Consider the following 24,799-nt stretch of genomic DNA (forward strand, 5'->3'; position numbering starts at 1 on the left):
TGATCGTTACGGGGAAATAAGCATGTCTAACAATGCATTACTGAATAATGTAACGCACAAAGATCTTAAAATTATTACTGCACGTGGCGCTGCCTACGGTGATGATTTGTGGCATGCGACCATCGTGCCGCGTGAGTTTCGTCAGGTTGCGGCTACCTATCCTATTGTGTTTCGCAAAATAGCAGCGACTAATCAATTTGAAGCTGTTGCCCTGTTTGGTTTTGCAGCAAAAGAAAATTTATTTCTTGATGCAAATAGTTGGCAAGCTGACTATATACCTCTTTCCGTAGAACGAATTCCTTTTATGATTGGTCAGGCCACAGATCGTATAACGGGTGAGCAACAACCGGTTATTCATATTGACATGGAGCATCCGCGCATCAGCTTTTCTGAAGGCACCAGCGTTTTTTTAGAGCATGGTGGTAACACTCCATATCTTGAGCGCATCAATAGCATATTAGCTGAGTTGATGGGTGGGTTAAATTCAGGTAAGCGTTTTGTTGACATTTTATTGGCTGAAGATTTACTAGAGCCTTTTACATTAAAATTTGCTGTTGATAGCCAGCACTCGATTGAGCTAAATGGTTTCTACACAATCAACGAAGATACGTTGCGTTCGTTAAATGGCGAGCAATTATCACGCCTGCACAACCAGAATTTTCTGGAATTGATTTACATGGTTATTGCATCGCTATCCAATATCGGAAAATTAATTAGAAAAAAGCAGAATAGTCTCCGTTAGCGGGAGTGTAAAAATTATGATTGATCAGCGGCCCATAAATTCGGTAGCAATTTCCCCGGTTGAAGTTGTTGAAGGTTGTACGCCCGATGCAATTCCGGATTTTGTATTTACCTGTAATAAACCGCTGCTATTAAAAGGCCTTGTAAAAAAATGGCCGGTCGTTGCCGCCGCAGCGCAATCACCAGAAGCTGTATCTCAATATATCTGCGGTTTTTATAATAATGAATTGGTGAATGCTGCTATCGGCAACAGCGACAATGATGGAGCCATTTTTTATAACGAAGACCTTAGCGGCTTTACTTATCAACGCCAGCGCACGCGCCTGGATAATGTGCTGGAACAAATACGCTTATTGGAACGTGCCGGGTCAGCGCAAGCCTATTATGTAGATTCAGCGCCAGTAGAATATTGCCTGCCTGGTTTCCGGACACACAACGACTTGCATCTGGGTGGATTTAAACCTCGTGTCAGTATCTGGATGGGCAATAAAACCCGCGTATCTGCCCATTATGATATTCCCGATAATATCGCGTGCGTTGTTGCTGGCAAACGGCGTTTTACCGTTTTCCCTCCAGAGCAATTGTCCAATTTGTATGTCGGCCCACTTGATTTCAATCCGGCTGGGCCCGCTATCAGCATGGTGGATTTGAATCAACCGGATTATCAAAAATTTCCGCGTTTTCGCGATGCGCTTGAGCATGCGCAGGTGGCAGAACTGGAGCCCGGTGATGCAATCTATATTCCCGGCATGTGGTGGCATCATGTTGCAGGATTGGAAATTTTTAATGTATTGATTAATTACTGGTGGAGTGCGTCACCAGAATATTTTGGTTCGCCACTGGATGCCTTTAATCACGCACTGATGAGCATAAAGTCTTTACCGGTAGATCAGCGCAAGAGTTGGCAGAATTTATTTGAATATTATATTTTTTCATCAACACCGGAGCAGTTTTCACATATTCCTCCTGAACGAAAAGGTATGTTGGGCGAACTTGATGAAGCAATGGTTCGCCGCATGCGATCCATGCTGTTGAACCGATTAAATCGGTGATTTTCTGAGTTAAAAATAATAGGTGAAAAAATTGCAGGACAATAACATAAGAAAAATTGCGATTATTGGTGGCGGCACATCTGGCTGGATGAGTGCAGCAGCGCTGGCGCAAGTACTGCGCGGAAAGTACAGTGAAATAACCCTTATTGAATCCGACGATATTGGCACTGTCGGCGTGGGCGAAGCAACGGTCCCGCCAATGCATATATTTAATCGCATGCTTGATTTAAATGAAGCCGATTTTATGCGTAAAACCCAGGCAACTTTCAAACTGGGAATTCAATTTGTAAATTGGGCGCGCTTGGGGGATTCCTATCTACATGGTTTCGGCGATATTGGTAAAGATATCAATGCAATACGTTTTTACCATTATTGGTTGAAATTATCGCAGCAGGGATTAGTTGAAGATCTCGATAACTATAAAATTGCCAGTGTTGCAGCATTGCAAGGCAAGTTTATGCTGCCTATCGATCAGCCTGATTCCCCACTATCAGAAATTGCTTACGCGTTTCATTTTGACGCGGGTTTGTACGCACGCTATTTACGGGAATACGCTGAAGCCCGTGGTGTAAAACGCATTGAAGGAAAGGTAATCAACACCCGGCTTTTTGATAACGGTTTTATTGAGGCTGTGACGCTGGAGTCCGGCGAGCAAATTACTGCAGATTTGTTTATTGATTGCTCGGGTTTTCGCGGGCTATTGATAGAGGAGGCATTAAAGACCGGTTACGAGGACTGGAGCCATTGGTTGCCTTGTGATCGCGCATGGGCTGTTGCGACCGAAAATTGCGGTGAGCCAAAACCCTATACAAAAGCAATCGCGCATTCCGCCGGTTGGCAATGGTGTATTCCGTTGCAGCACCGAACGGGTAACGGGCATGTTTTTTCCAGTAAATTTATGAGTGAAGATGAAGCGCGCTCGATTCTCATGAATAATCTTGATGGGCAAGCGAAGGGCGAGCCGAGGTTACTGAAATTCATCACCGGTAAACGCAAAAAAGTTTGGCAAAAAAACTGTGTTGCCATAGGTTTATCGAGCGGATTTATGGAGCCATTGGAATCTACCAGCATTTATCTTGTGCAGTCAGCACTGGCGCGACTGGTGACTTTATTTCCTAATAAAAATTTTGATCAGCACACCATTGATGAGTTTAATCGCCAGTCGGATTTTGAAGTGGAAAGAATTCGCGACTTTCTCATACTTCATTATCATGCTACTAGCCGTAACGATTCGGTGTTCTGGGATTATTGCCGCACAATGGCGATTCCGCCAACGTTAACTGAGAAAATTGAATTGTTTAAAAGTAGTGGCCGCGTTTTTCGCACAGCCGCAGAAATGTTCAGTGATCAAAGCTGGATCGCGGTTATGAATGGCCAGGGTATTTTCCCTGCAACTTATCATCCCTTGGTGGATCGCTTATCCAATGATGATGTCGTAAGGCGAGCGGAAAACATAAAAAAAGTTATTGAAAAATCTGTGGCACTCATGCCATCTCATGCTCAATTTATTAATCACTACTGCAAGGCAGGCATACCCGATTAATCGTTTTTCAATAAAAAAGCCGGATTTTTATCCGGCTTTTTTTATGCTTCAAATAATTCCACTGCCCATCGAAATAAAAATATCAGGGACAAATATCATTAATTAAAGGCAAGTATATTTCAGCGGTGGGTAAGAATACGGGCTTTGCGGTTGTACAGAGTAAGGGCAGCCCTGGCCACAGAATTGGGTCGGGGTGATATTCGGATTTAAATAACCGTTAGGGCCGGTTTGTACGGTAATAGTTGAACCGGGATAACACGCCTGGGCTTTTGCAACTGGTGCGGTAACATATTTTAAAATCACGGCGCTGTCGCAAGAGCCACTTTGCACATACCCGGGGGCAACCCAGGTAACGCTGCAACTGGGGGCGTAGCGATTATGTTTTTGTTCGCGTGTTGCGATGGAGGTGCCGTTCAAATCGCAAGATGAATTTACAATAGCACCGCTTGCGCTGGATACCACACTGGTGGTCACCCAGGTGCAACCGGAAGGTGTGGTCGATTGTGCGTAGCTGCTGGCAGCCATAGTACTGATTAATGAAAAACCTATACCCAACATTACTTTTGATAACTTCATATAAATTCCTATTCATCGTTAGGGTGTTTGTCTGCGCGTGATATCCATTGTCCCGTGAATACTCGCAGCGATGTGGTGACATCGCACATTGTTATCAGCCTCCTGGCTGATTTTTTGAATCACCGGCTGTTGCCGATTGAACTCAAACGGGTTGGCTCGCCATTTATTTTAATAATGCTTTACAACCTGACTCTGCCTTGAAGCTGCGCTGATTTTCATCGGTAATTAAAAAAATATCGTCCCACCTTTTGCTTATGGAAAAACTGGGCTGCAATACCCCGGTGAGGATGATGATTGATGCGCAATAACGATTTTTTTGCTGCTGGATTAGCGGATAAGTGCGCTGCCACAACAGCTGGTGCATAATGCGCCCACTACACAGCAGAGCGGCCGGTTAAAAGGCCAACAGGTCAAACAACATGAGTAATCCCATTAAAAAAATAATGATTGTCGGCGGCGGTTCAGCGGGTTGGTTAACCGCTGGGGTAATTGCGGCGGAACATCTGGTTGATAAAGAACGTGGTATTGAATTGGTATTAATTGAATCACCGGATGTACCCATCATCGGTGTCGGTGAGGGTACCTGGCCCTCAATGCGCACTACCTTGAAAAAAATCGGCGTATCCGAAACCGATTTTTTTCGCGAGTGTGATGCGAGCTTCAAACAAGGTTCCAAATTTATCGATTGGCTCAAACCCGGCGGTGGCAGTTATTACCACCCGTTCAACCTTCCCGACGGCGGTAATGATTTTAATCTGGCCGAACACTGGTTGCCCTTTCGCGATACAGTCACATTTGCCGATGCTGTTTGTCCTATCAGTCACATTTCTGATCGCAACCTTGCCCCCAAATTAATTACCACACCGGAATTTAGCGGCAACAGCAATTATGGTTATCACCTGGACGCGGGAAAATTTTCCGTGTTCCTGAAAAAACATTGCATTGAAAAACTGGGTGTTACTTATATCCAGGATCACGTAATCAAAATCAATTCCGCCGAAAATGGTGATATAGCGTCGCTGAGCACTAAAATGAATGGTGATATCAGCGCGGATTTGTTTATTGATTGCACCGGATTTGCATCATTACTACTTGGTGAGCATTATCGGATTCCGTTCAAGGAGGAGCGCCGCGTATTGTTTAACGATAGCGCCCTTGCTGTGCAAGTTCCCTATCCGGACGCCGATGCACCCATCGCCTCTTGCACCTTGTCGACCGCGCAGGATTGCGGCTGGATCTGGGATATAGGCCTGCCCACACGCCGCGGTGTGGGTCACGTATTTTCCAGTGCGCATACCAGTGACGAACAAGTGCTGAAAAATTTACAGGCTTATCTCCAACCCGCAATTGGCAAAGCAGCGGCTGAAAAAATTATGCCGCGCAAGCTCAGCTTTAATCCCGGTTATCGCCAGGAGTTATGGCATAAAAATTGTGTCGGTGTGGGGATTGCTGCCGGTTTTATCGAACCCCTGGAAGCGACGGCGTTGGTGTTGATTGAATTATCTGCACAAATGATTGCCGAGCAATTGCCGGCAACGCGCGGCGTGATGGATACCGTTGCCAGCCGTTTTAACCGGAAACTTTACGATCATTGGCAGCGCATCATTGAATTCCTGAAATTGCATTATGTGATCAGCGAGCGTCGCGATACCGACTACTGGCGCGATCACCTGGATGAGTCCACCCAGCCGGACGGTTTGCGTGAATTGCTGGAACTCTGGCGCTATCACGTGCCCTGGAGAAACGATATCCGCAGCGATGAAATGTTTCCCTGGGCGAGCTACCAATATGTGCTTTACGGCATGGGTTATCACACGATGCTGCCGTCAGTCGCAAAGCGAAATGCGGCCATGGATATAGAAAAAGCCGGGCGTATGTTCAATGAAAATATAAAAAAATCACAAACCCTGGTTAGCAAGTTACCCACCAACCGGGTTTTATTAAGCAAGCTGCGCGAATACGGCTTCCAAAAAATATAAGCGCTATTGCCGTTCGTTTTATCGACAAAAGCCTGTTATCCGTACGATAACGGGCTTTTTACTTTGTTATTTCCCGCCCTTCGTTCGATTAAGCCTCCGTTGGTGTTTATCAGAACCTGTGCGAATAAATTGCACACACAAAAGTGAATAGCCCCATGTTCCACTCGCGATAAAAGTGGGACGACACCCTTTTGCGTCCGATGCCACTATGAACTACGTCAGCCGGATTGCGTGCCCGTGGTTGAGCCACAAGCCGGTGTGCCAGTGATTGGTTTTTTTCACTGGAACAGAACCCTTGGGTGATGTCAGGTCCCCGGGGGTGTTAGCAAGCGTGGTGCAGGTACACCTATGCCAACCCTATCTACACTTGTTAGCTCTCCTTGCTTTGCTCTGGCGTTCTACCCTCGAAAAGAACGCCGGGGCGTTTTTCCGATTCGGTTACTCATGTTCACCAAACAGGAATCAGCTAGAAAAATAACAATATTTATCTCAAGCATGCTTCTGGCAATTAACCATCGGCAAGAAAAATTAACAATTAAATAAAATCCGGTAAGTAGCAAAACAACCTGAATTCCCAATGATTAATTTTTATAGCGAGGTAATTTATGCCCACTAATGATAAGGCTGCGGTGTATAGGCTGGCAGTACTGACCCTGTGCAGCCTGGCAGTTGTCATTGCCTTGGCTGGCTGTGGCAAAAAAAATACAGAATCCGGCGCGACTGAAACACTCTCCACCGCTACTGAATCGCCCTGGCCGAAATTGGAAAGCGCGGTTAAAAAAGATCCCGCCGTTGAAGCAAAAATTACTGAACTCTTGGGAAAATTATCCGTCGAGCAAAAAGTCGGGCAATTGATCCAGCCTGAACTGCGCCATGTGACCCCGGCCGATGTGATCGAATATGGTGTGGGGTCAGTATTGAATGGCGGCGGCTCTTTTCCCGCTGAAAATAAACACGCAAAAGTTGAAGACTGGCTGGCATTGGCCGATGGTTTTTACAACGCATCCATGAATACCGATAACGGTCGAGTGGCTATCCCGATTTTCTGGGGAACCGATGCGGTTCACGGCCACAACAATATTATCGGCGCAACCCTGTTCCCGCATAACATCGGCTTGGGCGCAACGCGCAATCCGGAATTGATTAAGCAAATTGGTGCGGCAACGGCGGCTGAAATTGCAGTGACGGGTATCGATTGGAGTTTTGCACCGACACTTGCTGTGGTGCGCGATGATCGCTGGGGGCGCACTTACGAATCCTATTCAGAAGATCCGGCAGTAGTGAAATCCTATGGCGGCAAAATGGTGGAAGGTTTGCAGGGTGTTGCCGGTAAGGATTTCCTGAGCGAGCAACACGTGATCGCTACCGCGAAACATTTCCTTGCCGATGGCGGAACCCAGGGCGGGCAAGATCGCGGCGATGCAACTATCGATGAAGCCGAATTGGTAAAAATCCACAACGCCGGTTATGAAACCGCGCTCGCCGCCGGTACACAAACGGTGATGGCATCCTTCAGCAGCTGGCAAGGCGTGAAGATGCACGGCAATAAATATTTGCTCACCGACCAATTAAAAAACCAGATGGGTTTTGATGGTTTGGTGGTGGGCGACTGGAATGGCCACGCTTTTGTTTCCGGTTGTACACCAGTCAGTTGCGCGCAAGCAATTAATGCCGGCCTGGATATTTTTATGGCCCCGGAAGGCAATTGGAAAGAGTTGTACCACAACACTGTTGCACAAGTAAAAAGCGACGAGATTTCACAAGCGCGCCTGGACGATGCAGTTGCGCGCATTTTGCGCGTAAAAATTCGCGCCGGATTATTTGAAAAAGGTGCGCCTTCAATGCGTGAGCTTGCAGGCAAGCGCGAAATAATCGGTTCAGCTGAACATCGTGCGGTCGCCCGTCAAGCCGTGCGTGAATCGATTGTGTTGTTAAAAAATAATTCGCAAACGCTGCCAGTAAAAGCCAACAGCAAAATTCTGGTGGCGGGTGATGGTGCGGATAATATTGGCAAACAATCCGGCGGCTGGAGCATCACCTGGCAAGGTACCGGTAACACCAATGCAGATTTCCCCGGCGGTTCATCTATTTATCAAGGTATTGCTGGTGCCGCAAAAGCGGCAGGCGGTGCTGCTGAATTGAGTGTGGATGGAAATTACAAAACGAAACCTGATGTTGCTTTTGTTGTGTTTGGTGAAGATCCTTACGCCGAAATGCAAGGTGATATCGGCAGTTTGATTTATAAAAATGAAACCAATCTTGCACTGCTGAAAAAATTAAAAGCCGATGGCATTAAAGTCGTTTCATTATTTATTACTGGTCGCCCGCTATGGGCCAATAATTTTATCAACGCTTCCGACGCGTTTGCGGTTATCTGGTTGCCGGGTTCGGAAGGTGCCGGTGTTGCGGATGTTGTCCTGACAAAAGCAGATGGTTCGGTAAATTACGATGTTAAAGGTAAATTGCCATTTTCCTGGCCATCATCGCCTGCGCAATCCCCGCTTAATGTTGGCGATGCGGATTACAAACCACAATTCGCATTTGATTTTGGTTTGACCTACGCCGACAAAACCGAAACACCAGTACTGGATGAGACGGCGGCGCAACTTGCTGCGGCGCAAGTGCCGGATACCGTTCCGGTATTTAATCAGCGGGTAATGAATCCGTGGACACTGGTGTTGCTGGATCATGTGAACAACATGGCTCCGGTTACAACCAGCAGTGGTGAATTAGGTGCAGTAAAAGTCTCGTCGCAAGATAAACATGTACAAGAGGACACTCGCCGTTTGCAATTTAATGGCAGCGCAAAAGCAACCGCAGTATTTGGCTCTACCTTGCGCTCGGATTTCAGCAGTTACGCTGAAAAAGGTGCGCTGGTATTCGATGTAAAAGTAAATGCCAAACCGGATGCTGACGTGACTGTAGGTATGTATTGCGGCAGTGATTGCCAAGGCGAAATTTCCGTTGCAGAGCAATTAAATGCCGCGCCGGTAGGCGAGTGGAGCAGCGTCAGTATTGCTCTGGACTGTTTCGCGAAAAAGCGCGTCAAACTGGATATGGTGCTCGCGCCCTTTATGATCAGTTCTGCGGGCAACCTGGATATTTCGCTCTACAATGTACGCATCGAAAAAAATGCCACTGCACCTGCTTGCGGCGAATAAAAAACCAATGCAGTGAAGTAAAAAGCTTCACTGCATTTTCACTGGCGGATAACCGCAACGTTTGCCGAGCAATTTTATCCGATGTTTATTTTTTAAATTACTACAGCTCTTTTTCAAATACTAAATAGCAATAACACCCTGGGTTTCACAATAACAATAGAGGTAATTATGAAAAATCACGAGTATGGCTTTAAGCCGGTTTTATCCTACACTCTCCTCGGTGTCGCACTCGCCGGTTTAATAGGTTGCGGTGGTTCCAGTAATGAGGGCAAAAAAAATAATTCAAGCGCTGCAACATCAGTATCCAGTATTGCGCCCGGCACCAGCAGTTCCTCCAGCGTTAGCAGTGCATCTTCGTCGGCTGCCAGCAAATGGGAATTGGTGTGGAGCGATGAATTTAATGGCACCACAATTGATTCCAGCAAATGGAGCCATGAAAAAAATTGCTGGGGCGGCGGCAATAATGAACAACAGTGTTACACCGATCGCCCGGTAAATTCTTTTGTTGCCGATGGCGTTTTAAATATTGTTGCCAAACGTGAAGACTTCACTGGTTCTGATTCAGCAGAAGGTGAAAGCCCCACCACCAAAACATTACCTTATACCTCAGCGCGTTTGCGCACTAAAAATATTCAGGAATGGACCTTCGGGCGCTTTGAAATTCGCGCGAAATTGCCAGCAGGCCAGGGCACCTGGCCGGCGATCTGGATGCTGCCAACCAACTCGCCCTACGGCGTGTGGGCATCCAGTGGTGAGATCGACATTATGGAAGCGGTGAATTTAAAAACCGTCACTAATGGCAGCGCGCCTGAAGCGCGTGTGCACGGCACGTTGCATTATGGTCGTGTATGGCCAGGCAATGTAAATGCGGGCGCGGCATATACGCTTCCCAATAATGCAAACCCTGCGGATGATTTTCATACCTATGCGGTTGAATGGGAAGAAGGTGAGATTCGCTGGTACGTCGATGACGTTCATTTTGCAACACAACGTGAAACCGGCTGGTATGGACAATACATGCAAGATGGCACCTTAAAGGATGCGCCTGTCGGTGCACCTTTTGATCGTTTTTCAAAATTCCACTTATTATTGAATCTCGCAGTAGGCGGCAACTGGGCGGGCAACGTTAATAATACGGGCATTGATGCATCCGTATTTCCGCAAACCATGTTGGTAGATTTCGTACGCGTTTATCAATGCAGTGTTGCACCGTCAACTGGAAAAGGTTGTGCAACTATTGGTGCGAACGCAGAAATTGTTCCTGGTCACCAGCGCCCGATTATTGGTAATGTGAAATTGCCGGGGCCGCCATTATTTTTAATGTACGGTGATGATATTGCTACCGGTTTAGGTTTTGATTCCTACAATCCCGATGGTGTTATCAGTCATTCTGAAATAGCAGAAGCGGGACGTGGTGAAGTGTGGAATGTGGTAAAAACCGGTGCGAATGGCAACGCTTATTTTAAAGTGGCAGGAGATCCGACCGATATGCGCGGCTGGGCCACAGATAGCGAATTAATTTTTGATGTAAAAGTAAACAGTAAAGCCGATGGTGCAAAATTATTGGTGAAACTCGATAGCGGCTGGCCCAACGTAAGTGATGTGGAGGTCCCCGTTGCTGAAAATGGTGTGTGGAAAGAATTTCGCATCACACTTGCCGATTTATTGGATAACGGCAACTCCATGGCATCCGGTAAAGCGACGCTCGCTTCCATTGTAAATACATTTGTTGTGGACCCTTCAGCGGCGATGAATGTATCGTTCGATAATATTCGCATCGAAGGTAAAGCCAGCAGTGGTGTCGACGAGTTTGCGAAATTGCCATTATTTACACTGTATGACAACAGCATTGCTTCCGGTTTGCAAATACAAAGTTATAACCCGGCCGGCCATATTACTGCGTCTGAAGTCGACGAAGCGGATCGCGGCAAAGTATTTAAAGTGGTAAAAACCGGTAGCGATGGCAATGTATTTTTTAACGTAAAAGATGGCCCGGCCAATTTAAATCACTGGTCTTCCGGCGGTGAATTGGTGTTTGATTTCAAGGTTAACAGCAAAGCTGATGATACTAAACTGCTAATTAAAATGGACAGCGGTTGGCCAAACGTGAGCGATGTATCTGTGCCCCTTCCTGCAAATGGTGTTTGGACTGAATATCGTATTGGGGTTGCAGATTTAATTGATAACGGCAACTCGGTTTCATGTTGCCCGGGCATAGCCAAACTTAATGCCATCACCAACATTTTTGTTGTCGAACCTTCCGGTGCAATTGATGTGGTGTTTGATAATGTGAGGTTGGTTGAGAAGCCCTAAGAAAAACTGTATTCACACCAGAAAAAAGTCGGCACATATTGCCGGCTTTTTCTTTTTTCGGGACGTTAATTTTTAGCTTTTTGGAAATTATATGCCTCAGTGGTAAGTGGACTTACACCAAGGCTAATGCGAACCTGTCGCACCGACAACCTGCCAGTGCGATGAATGTACTAGATCGCTTTTGCTTCTTTTTGTAAATTTTGTTTGCGAAATTCGGTTGGCGACATTCCCACCAGCCGATTAAAGAAACGGTGAAACGCTGATTTGCTGTTAAAACCCGCATGCAACAATACATCCATAACAGTCATATCGACATGTTGGATATCGCTTAATAAACGCTTGGCTTCTTCGACCCGATAAGAATTCATAAATTCGAAGAAGTTGGTGCCGTAGTGTTTGTTGATAACCGCCGACACTTCTTTCACTGGCAAATTAATACGTTTGGAAAACTCATCGATATTCAGGTTTTGTTTGAGGAACAGTTTCTGGATTTCCATTCCCTGCTGTACTTTCTGGATCGCGGTATCGGTAAGTTTTTCATCAACTTTATCTTTGGTTACTTCCGGTTTGGTGGTTAGCAACTTGTGGGTATGCACCACGCTGTTAATAAACAGTGCGTTGATTAAAATAAAAATAACGTAATTTTCAGTGATCCCAAACAGGTCCGAAACCTGTGGTGCGGCGAGTGCGATGGTGTTGGCGATAATGTGCACCAGGATGGAAAAACTCCAGGTGAATAAAAAGCCGAGGCTTAATATATTTAACCAGCTCGGTTCTGTCGGTGAAAAATTCGAATACTGGTTATGCAAGCCGATGCGATATAAGCGCACGCGATTTACGGCGGCGAGTGCGTAGAAAAACGGCATGACTTTAATGAAATGCCAAATGCCGTTGGCAATCTGGCGATCCGTTTCGCTCATGCCCAACGTCCTGAAGCGCAAATCGGTGCTGTTAATTTGAAATATTGCCAGCCAGAGCACCGCAAGCGCTGCGGGAATCAAATGCACCAAATGCCTGCGCATCAATTTGAAGGCGTCTTCAGTGAGTGAGACTACGTAAAGTAATAACAGCGGGCCTTTGAGTAATTGGGCGATGACGAGGAAGTAAGGTAGTAAATGTTCATCAAAGACCGTGAACAGGCTTACATCATCATTCCATAACACCATGATGCATGCGGAGCTGATGGCGATGGAAATTAAAAACGTACTGAGCAGGCGATTGGCGAGCTGGTTTTTGACCGGAAGGATTGCCTGGAAGATAACGAGCAGGAAACATTCTGCTACCGTCATAAACAGGACGACATCGTGAATATTGAATATGTGTTTTTGCATGAGCTCAAACCCTGGTGTTGTCGTTGTTATGGTTTTAGGTCTGTTTTTAGTGTTTTTGGTTGACGGGGGTGATTATAGTGGAAGCATCCGCGAGTGTCGCACCGATTTACCCGGCGTTACATCAGCGTGTTATGTGAGCATTGGCATTTATTATTGAGCAATCGATTACATGCTGTGTTACCTACCACATCCAAATCATGGGTTTTTTTATGCCATCTGTGAGTTTTACCCGCAACCAGGCCGATGCATTGCAAGCAGCATTGCCTGAGCTTGAGTTTGTCGTCGAACCCGAGGGCATTGGTGCAGATAATCCGTTACTGGAAAGTTATCTTACGGGTTACCGGCTGGATTTTTCCGCACAATACCCGGGGCTTGTGCATGCCTTGGGAGTGGTAACGACGGGCAATTTTCGTATCGCCACCCAGTACTGGATTCCGGCGCAAGCGCGCGGCACGCTGGTGGTGGTACACGGCTATTACGACCATATGGGAATTTACGATAAGGTCATTGCCTTTGCACTGGCACAGCGCCTTGCGGTATTGACATTTGACTTGCCGGGCCATGGTTTAAGCGACGGTGAGCGCGCGACAATAGAATCCTTTGACCAATATGGCGATGTGCTGGACGCGATCCTTCTGCATGCGCAACAACGCTTGCCCGCACCCTGGCACGCGGTAGGCCAGAGCACTGGCGGCGCGGTATTGCTCAACCATTTATGGCGTTATGATTCCCGCCGCTCCAAACCCTTGCTGGACAAAACTGCGCTGTGCGCTCCGCTGATCCTGCCGCGTGGATGGACGCGTGGACGCTGGCTCTATATGCTCCTCCATCGGTTTGTTCGCCAATTACCCCGGGGCCCTTCACGCAGCTCCCATGATGAAAACTTTATCCGTTTCCTTGATGAGGAGGATTGCCTGCAATCGCGCTTCCTTTCTGTGCGTTGGGTGGGGGCCATGAAGAACTGGGACGCGCAATTCCGGCGTTGGCAACCGCTGGATAAACCCATGCTTATTATTCAGGGAACCGACGATCAAACGGTGGCCTGGCGCTATAACCTGAACCAGCTGCAACACAAATTGCCAAATGCCAACGTGCAATTTATTGAAGGGGCCGGTCACCAATTAGTGAACGAGCGTGACGATTTTCGTGAACAAGTCTTTGTAACTTTGCGTGATTATTTTTGTACACTGCCCTGAACCCATTTCATTATCAGCGACGACTAAGGAATTACCGTGGAACTTATCCAGTTAGCTATCAGTTTTATCTTGCATGTGGACCAGCATCTCACCGAGCTGTTTAACCAATATGGATTGTGGATTTACGGCATTCTGTTCCTGATTATTTTCTGTGAGACCGGTTTGGTAGTAACACCATTCCTGCCGGGTGACTCACTGTTGTTCGCCACTGGCGCGTTGGTGGTGGGCACAACGCTGGATGTGAATTTGATGGCGTTGGTGGTCGTCAGTGCGGCAATCCTGGGCAATACGGTGAATTATACGATTGGCCACTTCTTTGGCGAGCGCTTGTTTCGCAATCCCAATTCCAAAATTTTCCGCCGCGATTATCTGGATCGAGCCCATGCGTTTTATGAGAAACACGGCGGTAAAACGATTGTAATGACTCGTTTTGTGCCGATCTTCCGTACCTTTGCGCCGTTTGCGGCGGGTATGAGCAGCATGGGGTATAAGCGTTTTATGGCGTATAACGTTATTGGTGCTGTGTTGTGGGTGGGAATTTTCCTGTATGCCGGTTACTGGTTTGGCAATTTGCCGGTAGTGCGCAAAAACTTCACGCTGTTGATTCTGGGTATTTTGGTGTTGTCGATTTTGCCAATCGTGTTCGAAGCCTGGAAAGCACGTAAAGCCAGCAAGGCAAGTCCAGCGGCATAGCCAAATTGATGCCATGGAAAACAAAAACGCCGCATTAAGTGCGGCGTTTTTTTATTCGTCTATCAATATCTGCTGTCGGTTAGAACAACACTCGGCAACGACTTAGAACAATACGCGGCAACGAATAGTCCCTTCAATATTCTTCAACTGCTCCAACGCCACTTCGCTGTAAGGTGAATTGATATCAACCACTACATAGCCAACCTTGTCGTTGGTTTGCAGGTACTGGGATGAAATATTGATCTGGTTGTCGGAGAAAATTTTGTTGATCTTCGACAATACGCCGGGAACATTAGCGTGAACGTGCAACAAACGGTGCGCGTCCGGATGTCCGGGCAAGGCCACTTCCGGGAAGTTAACCGAGCTGGTAGTGGTGCCGTTATCGGAATACTTGATCAGCTTCTCGGCCACTTCAATACCGATATTTTCCTGTGCTTCCATGGTGGAACCGCCGATATGCGGCGTGAGGATTACATTGTCCAAACCACGCAACGGGCTGATGAACTCGTCGCCGTTGGCTTTGGGTTCTTCGGGGAATACGTCGATGGCGGCACCGGCGATATAGCCGGACTTAACCGCTTCAGCCAACGCATCAATATCCACCACCGTGCCGCGCGAGGCGTTGATCAGGATCGCGCCTTTTTTCATCAGGCCGATTTCACGTGCCCCGATCATGTCTTGCGTCGCCAGGGTTTCCGGTACGTGCAGGCTGATAATGTCCGAGGTAGCGAGTAGTTCGTCCAGGTTGCGCACTTGCGATGCATTGCCCAGTGGCAGTTTGGTGACTACGTCATAAAAGCGTACTTTCATTCCCAGTGATTCAGCCAATACGCTGGTTTGGCTGCCGATAGAACCGTAGCCGATCAGGCCCAGGGTCTTGCCGCGGATTTCGTAAGAACCAACGGCTGACTTATCCCAACCGCCGCGATGGCAGACAAAGTTTTTCTGCGGGATGTTGCGCAACAACAAAATTGCTTCAGCAATTACCAGTTCGGCAACGGAACGGGTATTGGAGTAGGGCGCATTAAATACTGCTACACCGTGTTCTTGCGCGGCTTTCAAATCTACCTGGTTGGTGCCGATACAGAAACATCCGGCAGCGATCAGCTTGGGCGCGTTTTCAAATACGCGGCGGGTCAATTGGGTGCGTGAACGCAGGCCAACAAAATGTGCGTCCTGGATGCGCGCGATCAATTCATCTTCCGCCAATGCAGTTTTCAGGTAATCGATATTGGTATAACCCTGTGCATTCAGGGTGTCTACTGCGGATTGGTGGACGCCTTCCAGCAACAGGAATTTGATCTTGCTTTTGTCTAACGAGGTCTTGCTCATGGGGACAACTCCTAAAGTTTGAAAACTGGCAGCAGCGTCTCCGGGAGCAATGGCATCAAACGGGAGACGAAATGGGCCGGATCAGAAGCATCGGCGGGCTGAAAAGGCGCGCATCATACCACAAAGGCCGGCGCTGGCAGGGCGCCAGACTTGATAAATCTTTACTTCCTGCGAACAGTATTTGGCAGGCCTATCGCCTAGTATGGAATAGCCGATCCGCTGCCTGTGGCTTTACAAAAACATCCGGCCCCGGAATGACCCAAAAATATAACGGCATAAGAAACACCACTATTACCAATATCCTGGAGAACATTTCACCTATCACCTCTCAATAGGAGGACGGAATGTTCCGCCATTTTTTTCGTTATTCCCGCAGTGCCCTTGGCGCACTGGGGCTCACCGGTTTATGTGCTGCAAGCAGTGTTACCGCAAGTGATTTGGTGATACTTACCAACCATCTGGGATATGACACCCAGGCGTGGAAGCAAGCGGTTATCAAAGGGCACGAGGGCGATAAATTTGAACAGTGCCAGTTGCTGGATACCAAAACCGGTGCGCTCCTGCATACTGCCAAGCCCGTCACGGTCGGTAAGGTAGACCAATGGCGCGACTGGTATTTCTGGACCTGGGAATTCAGCCAGGTGACTGCCGAGGGCAATTATCGCATTCGCTGCCAGCAGGATAATGGCTGGCTGGAGTCCTACCCCTTTGTGATCCAGCGCCAGTTGCTGGAGCGCAATACCCTTTCCGATGTGCTCTATTACTTCAAAGGCCAGCGCTCATCCGGTTTGCTGGATAAGGCCGATAGCCAGATAAGCTTCGCCGAACATCCGGAAAAACCCAAAGTCGACGCCCACGGCGGCTGGTATGACGCCACTGGCGACTACGGCAAACATTTGTCGCACTTGTCTTTTTCCACGTATTTCAATCCCCAGCAGTTATCGCTGGTGCCACTTAACCTGCTGCTGGTGTACGAAGCCCTGACTGAAAAGAAGGATGAAAACTTCAGTCAATATCGCCGTCGATTGTTGGATGAAGCGATGTTTGGTGCGGATTACCTGGTGCGCGTCCATGTCCCGGGCGGCTCCTTCTATCGCAGTGTGGGTGGCAACGGCCCCAAAAAGGCACCGGAAGATCGCCGCCTGATGCCGCCGATGAAAGCGTTCGCCTTAAAGGAAACCAAAGATTCCGACTGGAAACACGGCTCCGGCAAGATGCACGAAATGATGGAGGGGCACCTCTATGAAACCAGTTTCCGCGAGGGTGGCGGGGTGGCAATTGCGTCGTTAGCCGCTGCCGCACGGCAGGAATCATCGGGCGACTACACGCAGGCGCAATACCTGCAAGCCGCCGAAGATGCCTTCCGTTTTTTGCAGGCTAATAACCTGAAGCTGACCAATGACGGTATCAACAATATTGTCGATGACTACACTGCCTTGACTGCGGCGACCGAGCTGCTGAAAACAACGGGCAAGGAAGAATACCGTAAAGCTGCCAGTGCGCGGGCGAACGCGTTGGTGAAGCGTTTGACGGGCGATAAACACTATCGCAACTACTGGCGCGCCGACGATAAAAACCGGCCTTTCTTCCATGCGGCAGAAGCGGGTTTCCCGGTGGTGAGCCTGATGAACTATTACCCGCTGGCGAGCAAGAAAGAGCAGAAAACCTTGCTGGCGGCGGTGCGTAAGCATCTGGAGTTTGAGTTGGCCCTGGCCGCTGAAGTAAACAATCCATTTGGCTTGGCCCGCCAGTATGTGCAGAACACCAAAGGCGAACGGCGCAGCGCGTTTTTCTATCCCCACGACACTGAAACCGCACCCTGGTGGCAGGGGGAAAATGCGCGCTTGGGCTCCCTGGCTGCCGCCGCACGCCTGGCGGCAAAATATACTGATGATGCTGTTTTTAAAGCCAGACTTGAAGCCTACGCCTGGAACCAGCTTAACTGGATCATCGGGCTGAATCCGTTTGATGCCTCAATGCTGGAAGGTACCGGGCGCAATAATGTCCAGTACGATTTCTTCGCAACTTTCCAATACACCAATGCGCCCGGCGGGATTGTGAACGGGATTACCGGTGGCCTGGACAATGAACGGGATATCGACCTGAATCGCAGCTATGCGGAAACCGGTAAAGATATCGATTGGCGCTGGGCGGAACAGTGGTTGCCACATACCGCCTGGTACATTTATGCGATAGCCTTGAACTAGCTCTCTGATGGCCCGGTAATTCCGGGCCATTGCTCGCCGCCAGTACGTATTTTTACTCGTCTTATAGTCAATTTTTATATTACTGGGGAGGGATCGACTCCGTATAATGGCGCCGCCGGTTGTCTGTTGTGGATAACCCCGTCATTTTTGAGGTTCAAGGTTTGTCATCGTCTTCAGTGGTATCGAACGAAGCACCTTCCCCGGCATTTTATATCGCACTGTTAGCCATAGGATTAGGGAGTTTTGCGATAGGTGTTGGCGAATTTATCTCCATGGGGCTGCTGCCCGAAATTTCTTCCTCTCTCTCAATTACGATTCCCCAGGCCGGTCACGCCATCAGTGCTTATGCATTGGGCGTCGTGATTGGCGCGCCGCTACTGGCTATCCTCAGTACCGGGCGTTCGCGCACACGTATGTTGGTGGTGATGATGGGGTTGTATGCGGTGGCCAATATTGCCAGTGCGCTGGCGCCCAATTACGAATTGCTATTGGTGTTACGCCTGCTGAGCGGATTTCCCCATGGCACTTTTTTCGGGATCGCCTCATTGGTTGCCGCCTCGCTGGCACCACCCAATATGCGCGCCCGCGCAGTCGCCTATGTGATGTTGGGACTATCAGTTGCAACATTGATCGGCGTGCCGGCTGCCACCGGCCTTGGGCAATGGCTGGGTTGGCGCTCGGCGTTTATTCTGGTGGGCTTGATCGCGCTGGCGTCGGCCATTTGTGTCGCGAAATTTGTTCCTAAGGAACCGCCACAAACCGGCGTGCGTATTGCCCATGAACTGTCCATGTTCACCAATCGCCAGGTGTGGATCACGCTCGGAATCGGTGCGATTGGTTTTGGCGGCCTGTTTTCGATTTTCTCTTACGTTAAACCCACCTTGATGAGCCTCGCCGGTTTAACCGAAATGGGGGTGCCTTTTGTACTGGCGCTGTTTGGTGCCGGGATGGTGACGGGGAATATCGTGGGTTCGCGCATGGCGGATCGCGATTTGCTCGGCACTATTAAGCGTTGCCTGATCTGGTCGATGATTGTCTGCGCCGCGTTTGCGCTGGTTGCGCCTTACCTTTGGCTTGCCTGTGTGGCGGTATTTTGTGTAGGCACTGTGGTGGTGATTGGCCCGGCAGTGCAAATTCGCTTGATGGACGTTGCCGGAAAAGCCCAAACCATGGCTGCGGCCATGAATCATTCGGCGTTCAATTTCGCCAATGCGGCGGGTGCGTTTTTAGGGGGGATCGCGATTGACGCCGGCCTGGGTTACGCATCAACCGGCTGGGTGGGCATGATGCTGTCGTTTGCCGGCTTGGGTATGTTCTATTGGATGATCATTGATGCCCGCCGCGCCGGTATTCCTGCGGGTGGTCACAGCCGGGTATCCTCCTGATCATTAAGCGCGGTTAGTCATTAACCGCGCTTTTGTTCCCGATTTATTTTTTCCCGAATACCGCGCCGATAATCTGGCTGCCGCGTCCTACCGGATCTTTGCGGATCTGCTGTTCCTCTACCGCCACCTGCTTGAACAAACCATCCAGCGCCATATCCAGGACATGTTGTTCCAGGTCCAGCCCGGGTTTGTTGGCGAGTGGGAGCATGTTGTAGGTGTTAAGCAATTGTTTGTACTGGGCGTAAAAACCGATTTGTTCCAGGTTTTGCTGGATAATCGGCTGGTAACGCTGGCGCAGGCTGGCCTCGGTCTGGACGCGGAAATAATCAGTCGCGGCTGTGTTGCCGCCGCGAATAATCCCCAGCGCATCGGTGACGCTCATGTTGCGCACCGCATCGACAAATACGCCCCTGGCTTCCACCGCCGCTTTTTCTGCGCCCTGATTCATTAGCGCTTCCACTTTATCCAACTGCGAACCCAAACCAAATTGGCGCAATTTGCTGGCGAGTGGTTGTATGTTGGCGGGCAACTCGATGCGATACAGTGAGCTATTGGCATAACCGCCCGGCGCGGACAGCCCGGTCGCGGCGCGATTGCTGCCGAGTTCCAATGCCTCTTTGATTGCCCGGATCATCTGGGCCTGGTTGTTATAGCCCGCCGCACCGGCGACGGTCGCACCCGTTTCGGCAATTTGTGGCAGGGTGGCGTTGCAGGCTGCCAGGCCACCGGCCAGGCTAATCGGTATTAATAAAAAACATGTGCGCGCCAGTTTCATGGAGTCTCCTAATCAGGCTGGAATAATAATTGGGTCAGGTAAATAGAGTAGGCGTCATTTTCGCAGCGATATTGCCAGCGCACATCCAGGTCCAGCAGCTTCATCCCATAAACCCGCTCCGGTTCCGGTTGTTGGTACTGTGGACGGGGATCTTGCTGCAATACCTGGGTGATTAAACCGGCGAGATCGGTACCGGTTTTTTTCCAGTAAGCGATGCACTGTGCCATGAGTTCAGCGGGAATATTTACCGCAACCGGTTCGGGGGGGGCCGGGGCAAACGAATTCTCGGCTGCCAATACGCAATCCACATAGGGAACATAGGGTTTGATATCCAATACCGGTGTTCCTTCCAGTAAATCCACCCCGCTGATATGCACAAATACTTTCCCGTCGCGCTCAATAATCCCGCGCAGGCGCACGACAGACAAACCGATAGGCGCCGGGCGCGTAGGCGAGCGCGTTGCAAACACACCGAGGGTTTTATTGCCGCCCAATCGTGGTGGTTTTACTTTGGCTTTCCACGCCTCGCGTTTATTGGCATGAAAGACAAATTGCACCCACAAATGGGTTGCTCCCTGCTGTCCATCGAACCCGTTGATCAGACCCTCAAACGCATTGATATCATCAAAAGGGGGCAGCATCTCAATCTCGGCTTCGGCCAAAGGGGCAAGCCCCGGCTGGCGGGGAATACCAAATTTCTCTTTGAAGCAGGAGTGCACAATGCCAATGGCAGGGAACGTAAAGTTCATCAAACGGGCCCGGTTAAAAATCGTCGGGCGCTATTTTGACACTTCCGGCGCAGATCTGAAGCGGGTTTTTCCAAATCGCCATTTGTAGATGATGCGTTGCAGCAAGAGACGTAAGCGCAAGCGATGGGTACTGGCTTTGAATCGATCAAACCGGGTGCGGCGCTGGATGATTAATTCTGCTTCATCCCAGCGGCCTTGTTGAATCAGGGCCTTACATAAATCCTTGCCATCTTTTCCTTTCAAAATACAGGTGTCCAACCCGCGCAATAATGGCAGCAACTCCTGTGGCGGCATTAAACGCCACAAGTTAAATAAACCGTGGATGCCAAATATATGGGCTCGCCAATTACCCCGTTCAAACGCGAAACGCTGGGCAATCTCGACCGGTGCGATGCGCAGTTGCCAGGTTTTGGCCAATTGTTCAGTACAGTAGTGCACCAATACTTTGTCTTCGGGGTGGGGATTCTCGATGTCCACGGTTGCCAGCGCCTCCAATAACCGGCGTGAACGCAATGAAAAGCCACCATTGCCCACTTGTTTTCCCGGTTTACCCGTGGGCCAGGGGGCGCCTATGTAATCCCACTGCAAAAAACCGTCGTCCCATTGATCTGCGTTGACTACAAAACCATCCCATTGGGCAACCAGTAAATGGCTGGTATGCACGTAGGGTAAAAGCCCTTTCAGCATGAGCGTGGAGTAGCCTTTGGCGCAATCAAGCGGGGGAATGGCAATGCAGCGGATACCTTGTTGGATCGCGGTTTGCGCCAGTGGTGAATCACAAAACTCCTGGTGGCACAGTAATAAAATATCGGCAAAAAGTAATTGTTGGGAACAGCGGAGTAATGCTTGCAAGGCCAAGTCTGGACGTCGTGTGTCGACGGCCAACAGCGTAACCTGGGGAAGGGACTTCATTGGTTGATCATCCATGTGATGCGGTAAAAGGTGGTCAGATAGATAACGCGATACCGACGATCAACACTTATTTACCTGATCGTCGTGGGCGTTTAGGCTTCTGACTGTTAGTATGTTTGTTGTGAAAACGGTTACATAAAAAATAACGGGTTCTTAGGAGTCTCCATGTCTGGATTTATTTCGATAGTGCGCCCTTTAACGGCGCTGTTATTGACCACTGTTGTGCTGATTGGTTGCGAACAACAATCCTCATCAACTACGCCGCCCCAGGTTACCGGGGAAACAGTCACAGCGACTGAATCTACCTCTGCCAATCATGCATTTAAGTTGATTGATAAAGATGCGACGCCGGCAACAGTTGCGCTGTACAACAACCTCGCGGCATTGCGTGGCAAGCATTTTTTGTTCGGTCACCAGGACAGCCTCGCCTATGGCGTTAAGTGGGAAGGTGAACTTGATCGCTCCGATATCCGCGATGTGACCGGCTCCAACCCCGCCGTATACGGGTGGGAAATTGGCGGTTTGGAACTCGGCCATGAAAAAAACCTGGACGGTGTTAATTTCAAACAAATGCAGGAATGGATCAAAGCCGGTTTCAGCCGCGGTGGCGTCATCACCATCAGTTGGCATATGTACAGCCCGGTGTCCGGTGGCAATTCCTGGGATAAAACGCCCACTGTTCACGAATTGGTTCCCGGTGGGGCAAAACATGAAGAGCTTAAAAAATATCTGGATACGTTTGTCGCATTCAATAAAGCATTAGTAGTTACCGATGCGCAAGGCAAACAGCAACAGGTCCCGGTGATTTTTCGCCCCTGGCATGAACACAACGGCGATTGGTTCTGGTGGGGCAAAGGCCACGCCAGCGAACAGGATTACATCAGCCTGTATCAATTCACGGTGAAATATTTGCGCGATGAAAAAAACCAGCACAATTTGATTTTCGCCTACTCACCGGATCGCAGTCGCATCGACCTGGCGAAATTTGAAAGCGATTATTTTTACGGGTATCCCGGCGATGAATATGTAGATGTAATAGGTTTGGATAACTATTGGGATTTGGGGCACGAATCCAATACTGCCAATGCCGATGAACAAAAAGCCAATTTTACTGCTGCGTTGAAAGGTATTTCCAAAATCGCCCAGGTGCGCCACAAAATTGCAGCGCTTACTGAAACCGGCAATAACGGTTTGAAAATTCCCAACATTTGGACCGACCGTATTCTTGGCCCGGTATTGGCAGACCCGGACGCGCAATTAATTACCTACGTTCTGGTATGGCGCAACGCCAATACCGCGCGCGAAAAGACCGAACAGTTTTATGCTCCTTACACAGGTCAATCAACTGCAGGGAATTTCAAAGCATTTTTTGAAAATCCGGTGGTGATGTTTGAGAGTGAACTGCCAGCGTTATATCAATAAAACGCGATTAATAATATTTGATGGGAGGAGCCGGAAGGCTCCTTTTCTTCTTGTACCAGCCACGTGGATTTGCCAATAGAAATCAATAATGACAGTAATACCAGAAATAAGCTGACCGCATTATGCGTTCACCCGGCAGGTGGCTTCTCGGCACCACAGGACGGTACAAATGCGTTCTACCAAAGTGGTTGTGAATTGGAACGCTTACGCTTTCGTTTTAACCGTTATTAAAATCTGAATGTTTTTTTAAGATTTTAATATGCCGTTCAAGCCCGCTATTTGGTTTCAAATATCGGGCTTTTTTCATTGATAATTTTTATCAATGAAATAATGTCCATCGCTGTCATTTTATGACTGTCGGCTAAATTGACAGGTTTTTGTGATGTGGTTTTCATTAAATGGCACGCATAATTGATCTTAAACGAAAAATCCAAACAGGCATGGTTCCTGCTTTAAGCGAAAAGCAAAATAAGACGATTACTACAAGCAAGGAGATCTTTATGAATTTTTATTCCAAGCTGCTCGCAGCATCCAGTTTAAGTGTATGTTCGCTGGCGGCCAGCGCCGGCGTACTGGATTACAACCTGGTGTTAACCGGCAACCTCTCCGGTGCCGTTCACGTCGAAGGCGCTACTTTTGTTGGCGGCAACCTGCATTCGCCCGAGTTATCCGAATTCAACCATAAAGGCTACACCCCGGTTAGCTTTGACGGTCTTGAAGTCGCCGGTAATGTCAGCGGCCAAATGAAAATTTTGGGTGGTGAAACGGCGGTGTATAACACTAAAAGTGCTGGCACTGTGATCGAATGTGTAGGTAGTTCTAACTGCACCACAGGCGGTGTGGACCTTTCAGCGAAAAAAACAGCGCTGGCAGGAGAGATAAGCAGCCTGTCAAACAGCTACAAAAATTTGATCAGCAACGCTACTGCTAACATCAGCGGCAACCAGGTCAAACTGCAATACACCGGTAGCGATGATTTGGCGATTTTTAATCTGAATGCCGCGGATATTTTCTTCCAGAATTCCGGCATTGAATTGCTGTTGGGCTCTGCCACTAAAGTTATTATCAACGTGTCCGGTAACGTGGATGTGATCAATACCAACCTCAACGGCGGCTGGAATTATTCCAACACTTTGTGGAATTTCTATGACGCGACCAGCCTTGATTTCAATTACATGGCGGTAAGGGGTTCAGTATTGGCAGCCAATGCAGACGTATTTGATGCAGCAGGTTTTGATGGCTCGCTCTACGCCAAGTCATACACTAACACCACCTTGCGTGAAATCCACGGTTTCTTCTGGACTCCTCCGGAAACTGAAACCGAAGTTCCGGAGCCATCAGCATTGATATTGTTGTTGAGCGGTTTGGGACTGGTTGGTTTGGGCCGTTTCCGTCGTCGCGCCAAGTAAAACCACAACCGAAAAATTGCTGA

At 48.8% G+C, this 24,799-nt stretch carries 19 protein-coding genes; 12 read left to right on the forward strand and 7 right to left on the reverse strand.

Annotation, left to right across the window (positions count from 1 at the left end; genetic code table 11):
- Positions 1-22 precede the first annotated feature (22 nt).
- Genes A596_RS01705 through A596_RS01715 form a run of 3 tightly spaced genes read left to right on the forward strand, consistent with a single transcriptional unit; the run spans position 23 to position 3,336 of the window.
- Positions 23-742, forward strand: coding sequence for a SapC family protein (locus tag A596_RS01705; protein WP_039912284.1), 720 nt, complete (start codon positions 23-25; stop codon positions 740-742).
- Between the two features lie 16 nt (positions 743-758).
- Positions 759-1,793, forward strand: coding sequence for a cupin-like domain-containing protein (locus A596_RS01710; RefSeq protein ID WP_039912286.1), 1,035 nt, complete (start codon positions 759-761; stop codon positions 1,791-1,793).
- Positions 1,794-1,824: 31 nt separating this feature from the next.
- Positions 1,825-3,336 (forward strand): tryptophan halogenase family protein, encoded by a 1,512-nt coding sequence (locus A596_RS01715; protein ID WP_039912500.1) that lies wholly within the window; start codon positions 1,825-1,827, stop codon positions 3,334-3,336.
- A gap of 102 nt (positions 3,337-3,438) precedes the next feature.
- Here A596_RS01715 and A596_RS01720 read toward each other — a convergent pair whose 3' ends face one another.
- Both A596_RS01720 and A596_RS01725 read right to left on the reverse strand, forming a co-directional pair.
- The gene (locus A596_RS01720; protein WP_039912289.1) at positions 3,439-3,912 is read right to left on the reverse strand and encodes a hypothetical protein; all 474 of its coding nucleotides are present in this window, start codon (positions 3,910-3,912) and stop codon (positions 3,439-3,441) included.
- A gap of 163 nt (positions 3,913-4,075) precedes the next feature.
- The gene (locus tag A596_RS01725; RefSeq protein ID WP_039912290.1) at positions 4,076-4,276 is read right to left on the reverse strand and encodes a hypothetical protein; all 201 of its coding nucleotides are present in this window, start codon (positions 4,274-4,276) and stop codon (positions 4,076-4,078) included.
- A 55-nt stretch (positions 4,277-4,331) separates the two neighbouring features.
- On the opposite strand from A596_RS01725, the gene A596_RS01730 reads away from it, so the two are divergent.
- The 3 genes from A596_RS01730 to A596_RS01740 all read left to right on the forward strand — a co-directional run bounded on the left by A596_RS01730 (position 4,332) and on the right by A596_RS01740 (position 11,365).
- Positions 4,332-5,891 (forward strand): tryptophan halogenase family protein, encoded by a 1,560-nt coding sequence (locus A596_RS01730; protein WP_039912292.1) that lies wholly within the window; start codon positions 4,332-4,334, stop codon positions 5,889-5,891.
- A gap of 605 nt (positions 5,892-6,496) precedes the next feature.
- Positions 6,497-9,052 (forward strand): glycoside hydrolase family 3 protein, encoded by a 2,556-nt coding sequence (locus A596_RS01735; RefSeq protein WP_039912295.1) that lies wholly within the window; start codon positions 6,497-6,499, stop codon positions 9,050-9,052.
- 168 nt (positions 9,053-9,220) lie between these two features.
- Complete coding sequence (locus tag A596_RS01740; protein WP_084127929.1) at positions 9,221-11,365, forward strand: glycoside hydrolase family 16 protein; 2,145 nt, start codon at positions 9,221-9,223, stop codon at positions 11,363-11,365.
- A 170-nt stretch (positions 11,366-11,535) separates the two neighbouring features.
- On the opposite strand, the gene A596_RS01745 is transcribed toward A596_RS01740, so the two are convergent.
- Complete coding sequence (locus A596_RS01745; protein ID WP_039912297.1) at positions 11,536-12,696, reverse strand: helix-turn-helix domain-containing protein; 1,161 nt, start codon at positions 12,694-12,696, stop codon at positions 11,536-11,538.
- 209 nt (positions 12,697-12,905) lie between these two features.
- Between A596_RS01745 and A596_RS01750 the strand changes: the two genes are divergently transcribed.
- Positions 12,906-13,892 (forward strand): alpha/beta hydrolase, encoded by a 987-nt coding sequence (locus A596_RS01750; protein WP_039912502.1) that lies wholly within the window; start codon positions 12,906-12,908, stop codon positions 13,890-13,892.
- Positions 13,893-13,928: 36 nt separating this feature from the next.
- Positions 13,929-14,585, forward strand: coding sequence for a DedA family protein (locus tag A596_RS01755; protein WP_039912299.1), 657 nt, complete (start codon positions 13,929-13,931; stop codon positions 14,583-14,585).
- Positions 14,586-14,687: 102 nt separating this feature from the next.
- On the opposite strand, the gene serA is transcribed toward A596_RS01755, so the two are convergent.
- On the reverse strand, positions 14,688-15,917 hold the full coding sequence (gene serA, locus A596_RS01760) for a phosphoglycerate dehydrogenase (protein WP_039912300.1): 1,230 nt from the start codon (positions 15,915-15,917) through the stop codon (positions 14,688-14,690).
- Between the two features lie 344 nt (positions 15,918-16,261).
- On the opposite strand from serA, the gene A596_RS01770 reads away from it, so the two are divergent.
- Positions 16,262-18,124, forward strand: coding sequence for a glycoside hydrolase family 9 protein (locus A596_RS01770; protein ID WP_039912302.1), 1,863 nt, complete (start codon positions 16,262-16,264; stop codon positions 18,122-18,124).
- Between the two features lie 128 nt (positions 18,125-18,252).
- The gene (locus A596_RS01775) at positions 18,253-19,509 is read left to right on the forward strand and encodes an MFS transporter (protein ID WP_039912503.1); all 1,257 of its coding nucleotides are present in this window, start codon (positions 18,253-18,255) and stop codon (positions 19,507-19,509) included.
- Positions 19,510-19,552: 43 nt separating this feature from the next.
- Here the strand turns inward: A596_RS01775 and A596_RS01780 are convergent, their stop codons facing one another.
- The 3 genes from A596_RS01780 to A596_RS01790 are packed head-to-tail and all read right to left on the reverse strand — an operon-like array spanning position 19,553 to position 21,945.
- Positions 19,553-20,284 carry a DUF4197 domain-containing protein gene (locus A596_RS01780; RefSeq protein ID WP_039912304.1) on the reverse strand — a complete coding sequence of 244 codons (732 nt, stop codon included), beginning with the start codon at positions 20,282-20,284 and terminating at the stop codon, positions 19,553-19,555.
- Between the two features lie 8 nt (positions 20,285-20,292).
- A complete protein-coding gene (gene tsaA / locus A596_RS01785; RefSeq protein ID WP_039912306.1) occupies positions 20,293-21,033 on the reverse strand; it encodes a tRNA (N6-threonylcarbamoyladenosine(37)-N6)-methyltransferase TrmO in 741 nt (246 codons plus the stop codon).
- A 30-nt stretch (positions 21,034-21,063) separates the two neighbouring features.
- Complete coding sequence (locus A596_RS01790) at positions 21,064-21,945, reverse strand: DUF5672 family protein (RefSeq protein ID WP_052417142.1); 882 nt, start codon at positions 21,943-21,945, stop codon at positions 21,064-21,066.
- A gap of 165 nt (positions 21,946-22,110) precedes the next feature.
- Between A596_RS01790 and A596_RS01795 the strand changes: the two genes are divergently transcribed.
- Together A596_RS01795 and A596_RS01800 are read left to right on the forward strand one after the other, a co-directional pair.
- Positions 22,111-23,367 carry a glycoside hydrolase family 26 protein gene (locus tag A596_RS01795; RefSeq protein WP_039912307.1) on the forward strand — a complete coding sequence of 419 codons (1,257 nt, stop codon included), beginning with the start codon at positions 22,111-22,113 and terminating at the stop codon, positions 23,365-23,367.
- A 500-nt stretch (positions 23,368-23,867) separates the two neighbouring features.
- Positions 23,868-24,776: a choice-of-anchor A family protein gene (locus A596_RS01800; RefSeq protein WP_039912309.1), complete on the forward strand. Its 909-nt coding sequence runs from the start codon at positions 23,868-23,870 to the stop codon at positions 24,774-24,776.
- Positions 24,777-24,799: the final 23 nt, after the last annotated feature.

This window comes from Cellvibrio mixtus subsp. mixtus J3-8 (assembly GCF_000766945.1).
Lineage (GTDB): Bacteria > Pseudomonadota > Gammaproteobacteria > Pseudomonadales > Cellvibrionaceae > Cellvibrio > Cellvibrio mixtus_A.

Excerpts from the sequence above, each read along its gene's own strand:
- A596_RS01720 (WP_039912289.1), bottom strand. The coding sequence starts at position 3,912 with ATGAAGTTATCAAAAGTAATGTTGGGTATAGGTTTTTCATTAATCAGT.
- A596_RS01710 (WP_039912286.1), top strand. The coding sequence starts at position 759 with ATGATTGATCAGCGGCCCATAAATTCGGTAGCAATTTCCCCGGTTGAA.
- A596_RS01735 (WP_039912295.1), top strand. The coding sequence starts at position 6,497 with ATGCCCACTAATGATAAGGCTGCGGTGTATAGGCTGGCAGTACTGACC.
- A596_RS01770 (WP_039912302.1), top strand. The coding sequence starts at position 16,262 with ATGTTCCGCCATTTTTTTCGTTATTCCCGCAGTGCCCTTGGCGCACTG.
- A596_RS01780 (WP_039912304.1), bottom strand. The coding sequence starts at position 20,284 with ATGAAACTGGCGCGCACATGTTTTTTATTAATACCGATTAGCCTGGCC.
- A596_RS01740 (WP_084127929.1), top strand. The coding sequence starts at position 9,221 with ATGAAAAATCACGAGTATGGCTTTAAGCCGGTTTTATCCTACACTCTC.
- A596_RS01790 (WP_052417142.1), bottom strand. The coding sequence starts at position 21,945 with ATGAAGTCCCTTCCCCAGGTTACGCTGTTGGCCGTCGACACACGACGT.
- A596_RS01730 (WP_039912292.1), top strand. The coding sequence starts at position 4,332 with ATGAGTAATCCCATTAAAAAAATAATGATTGTCGGCGGCGGTTCAGCG.
- serA (WP_039912300.1), bottom strand. The coding sequence starts at position 15,917 with ATGAGCAAGACCTCGTTAGACAAAAGCAAGATCAAATTCCTGTTGCTG.
- A596_RS01745 (WP_039912297.1), bottom strand. The coding sequence starts at position 12,696 with ATGCAAAAACACATATTCAATATTCACGATGTCGTCCTGTTTATGACG.
- A596_RS01705 (WP_039912284.1), top strand. The coding sequence starts at position 23 with ATGTCTAACAATGCATTACTGAATAATGTAACGCACAAAGATCTTAAA.
- A596_RS01795 (WP_039912307.1), top strand. The coding sequence starts at position 22,111 with ATGTCTGGATTTATTTCGATAGTGCGCCCTTTAACGGCGCTGTTATTG.
- A596_RS01725 (WP_039912290.1), bottom strand. The coding sequence starts at position 4,276 with ATGCACCAGCTGTTGTGGCAGCGCACTTATCCGCTAATCCAGCAGCAA.
- tsaA (WP_039912306.1), bottom strand. The coding sequence starts at position 21,033 with ATGAACTTTACGTTCCCTGCCATTGGCATTGTGCACTCCTGCTTCAAA.
- A596_RS01750 (WP_039912502.1), top strand. The coding sequence starts at position 12,906 with ATGCCATCTGTGAGTTTTACCCGCAACCAGGCCGATGCATTGCAAGCA.
- A596_RS01800 (WP_039912309.1), top strand. The coding sequence starts at position 23,868 with ATGAATTTTTATTCCAAGCTGCTCGCAGCATCCAGTTTAAGTGTATGT.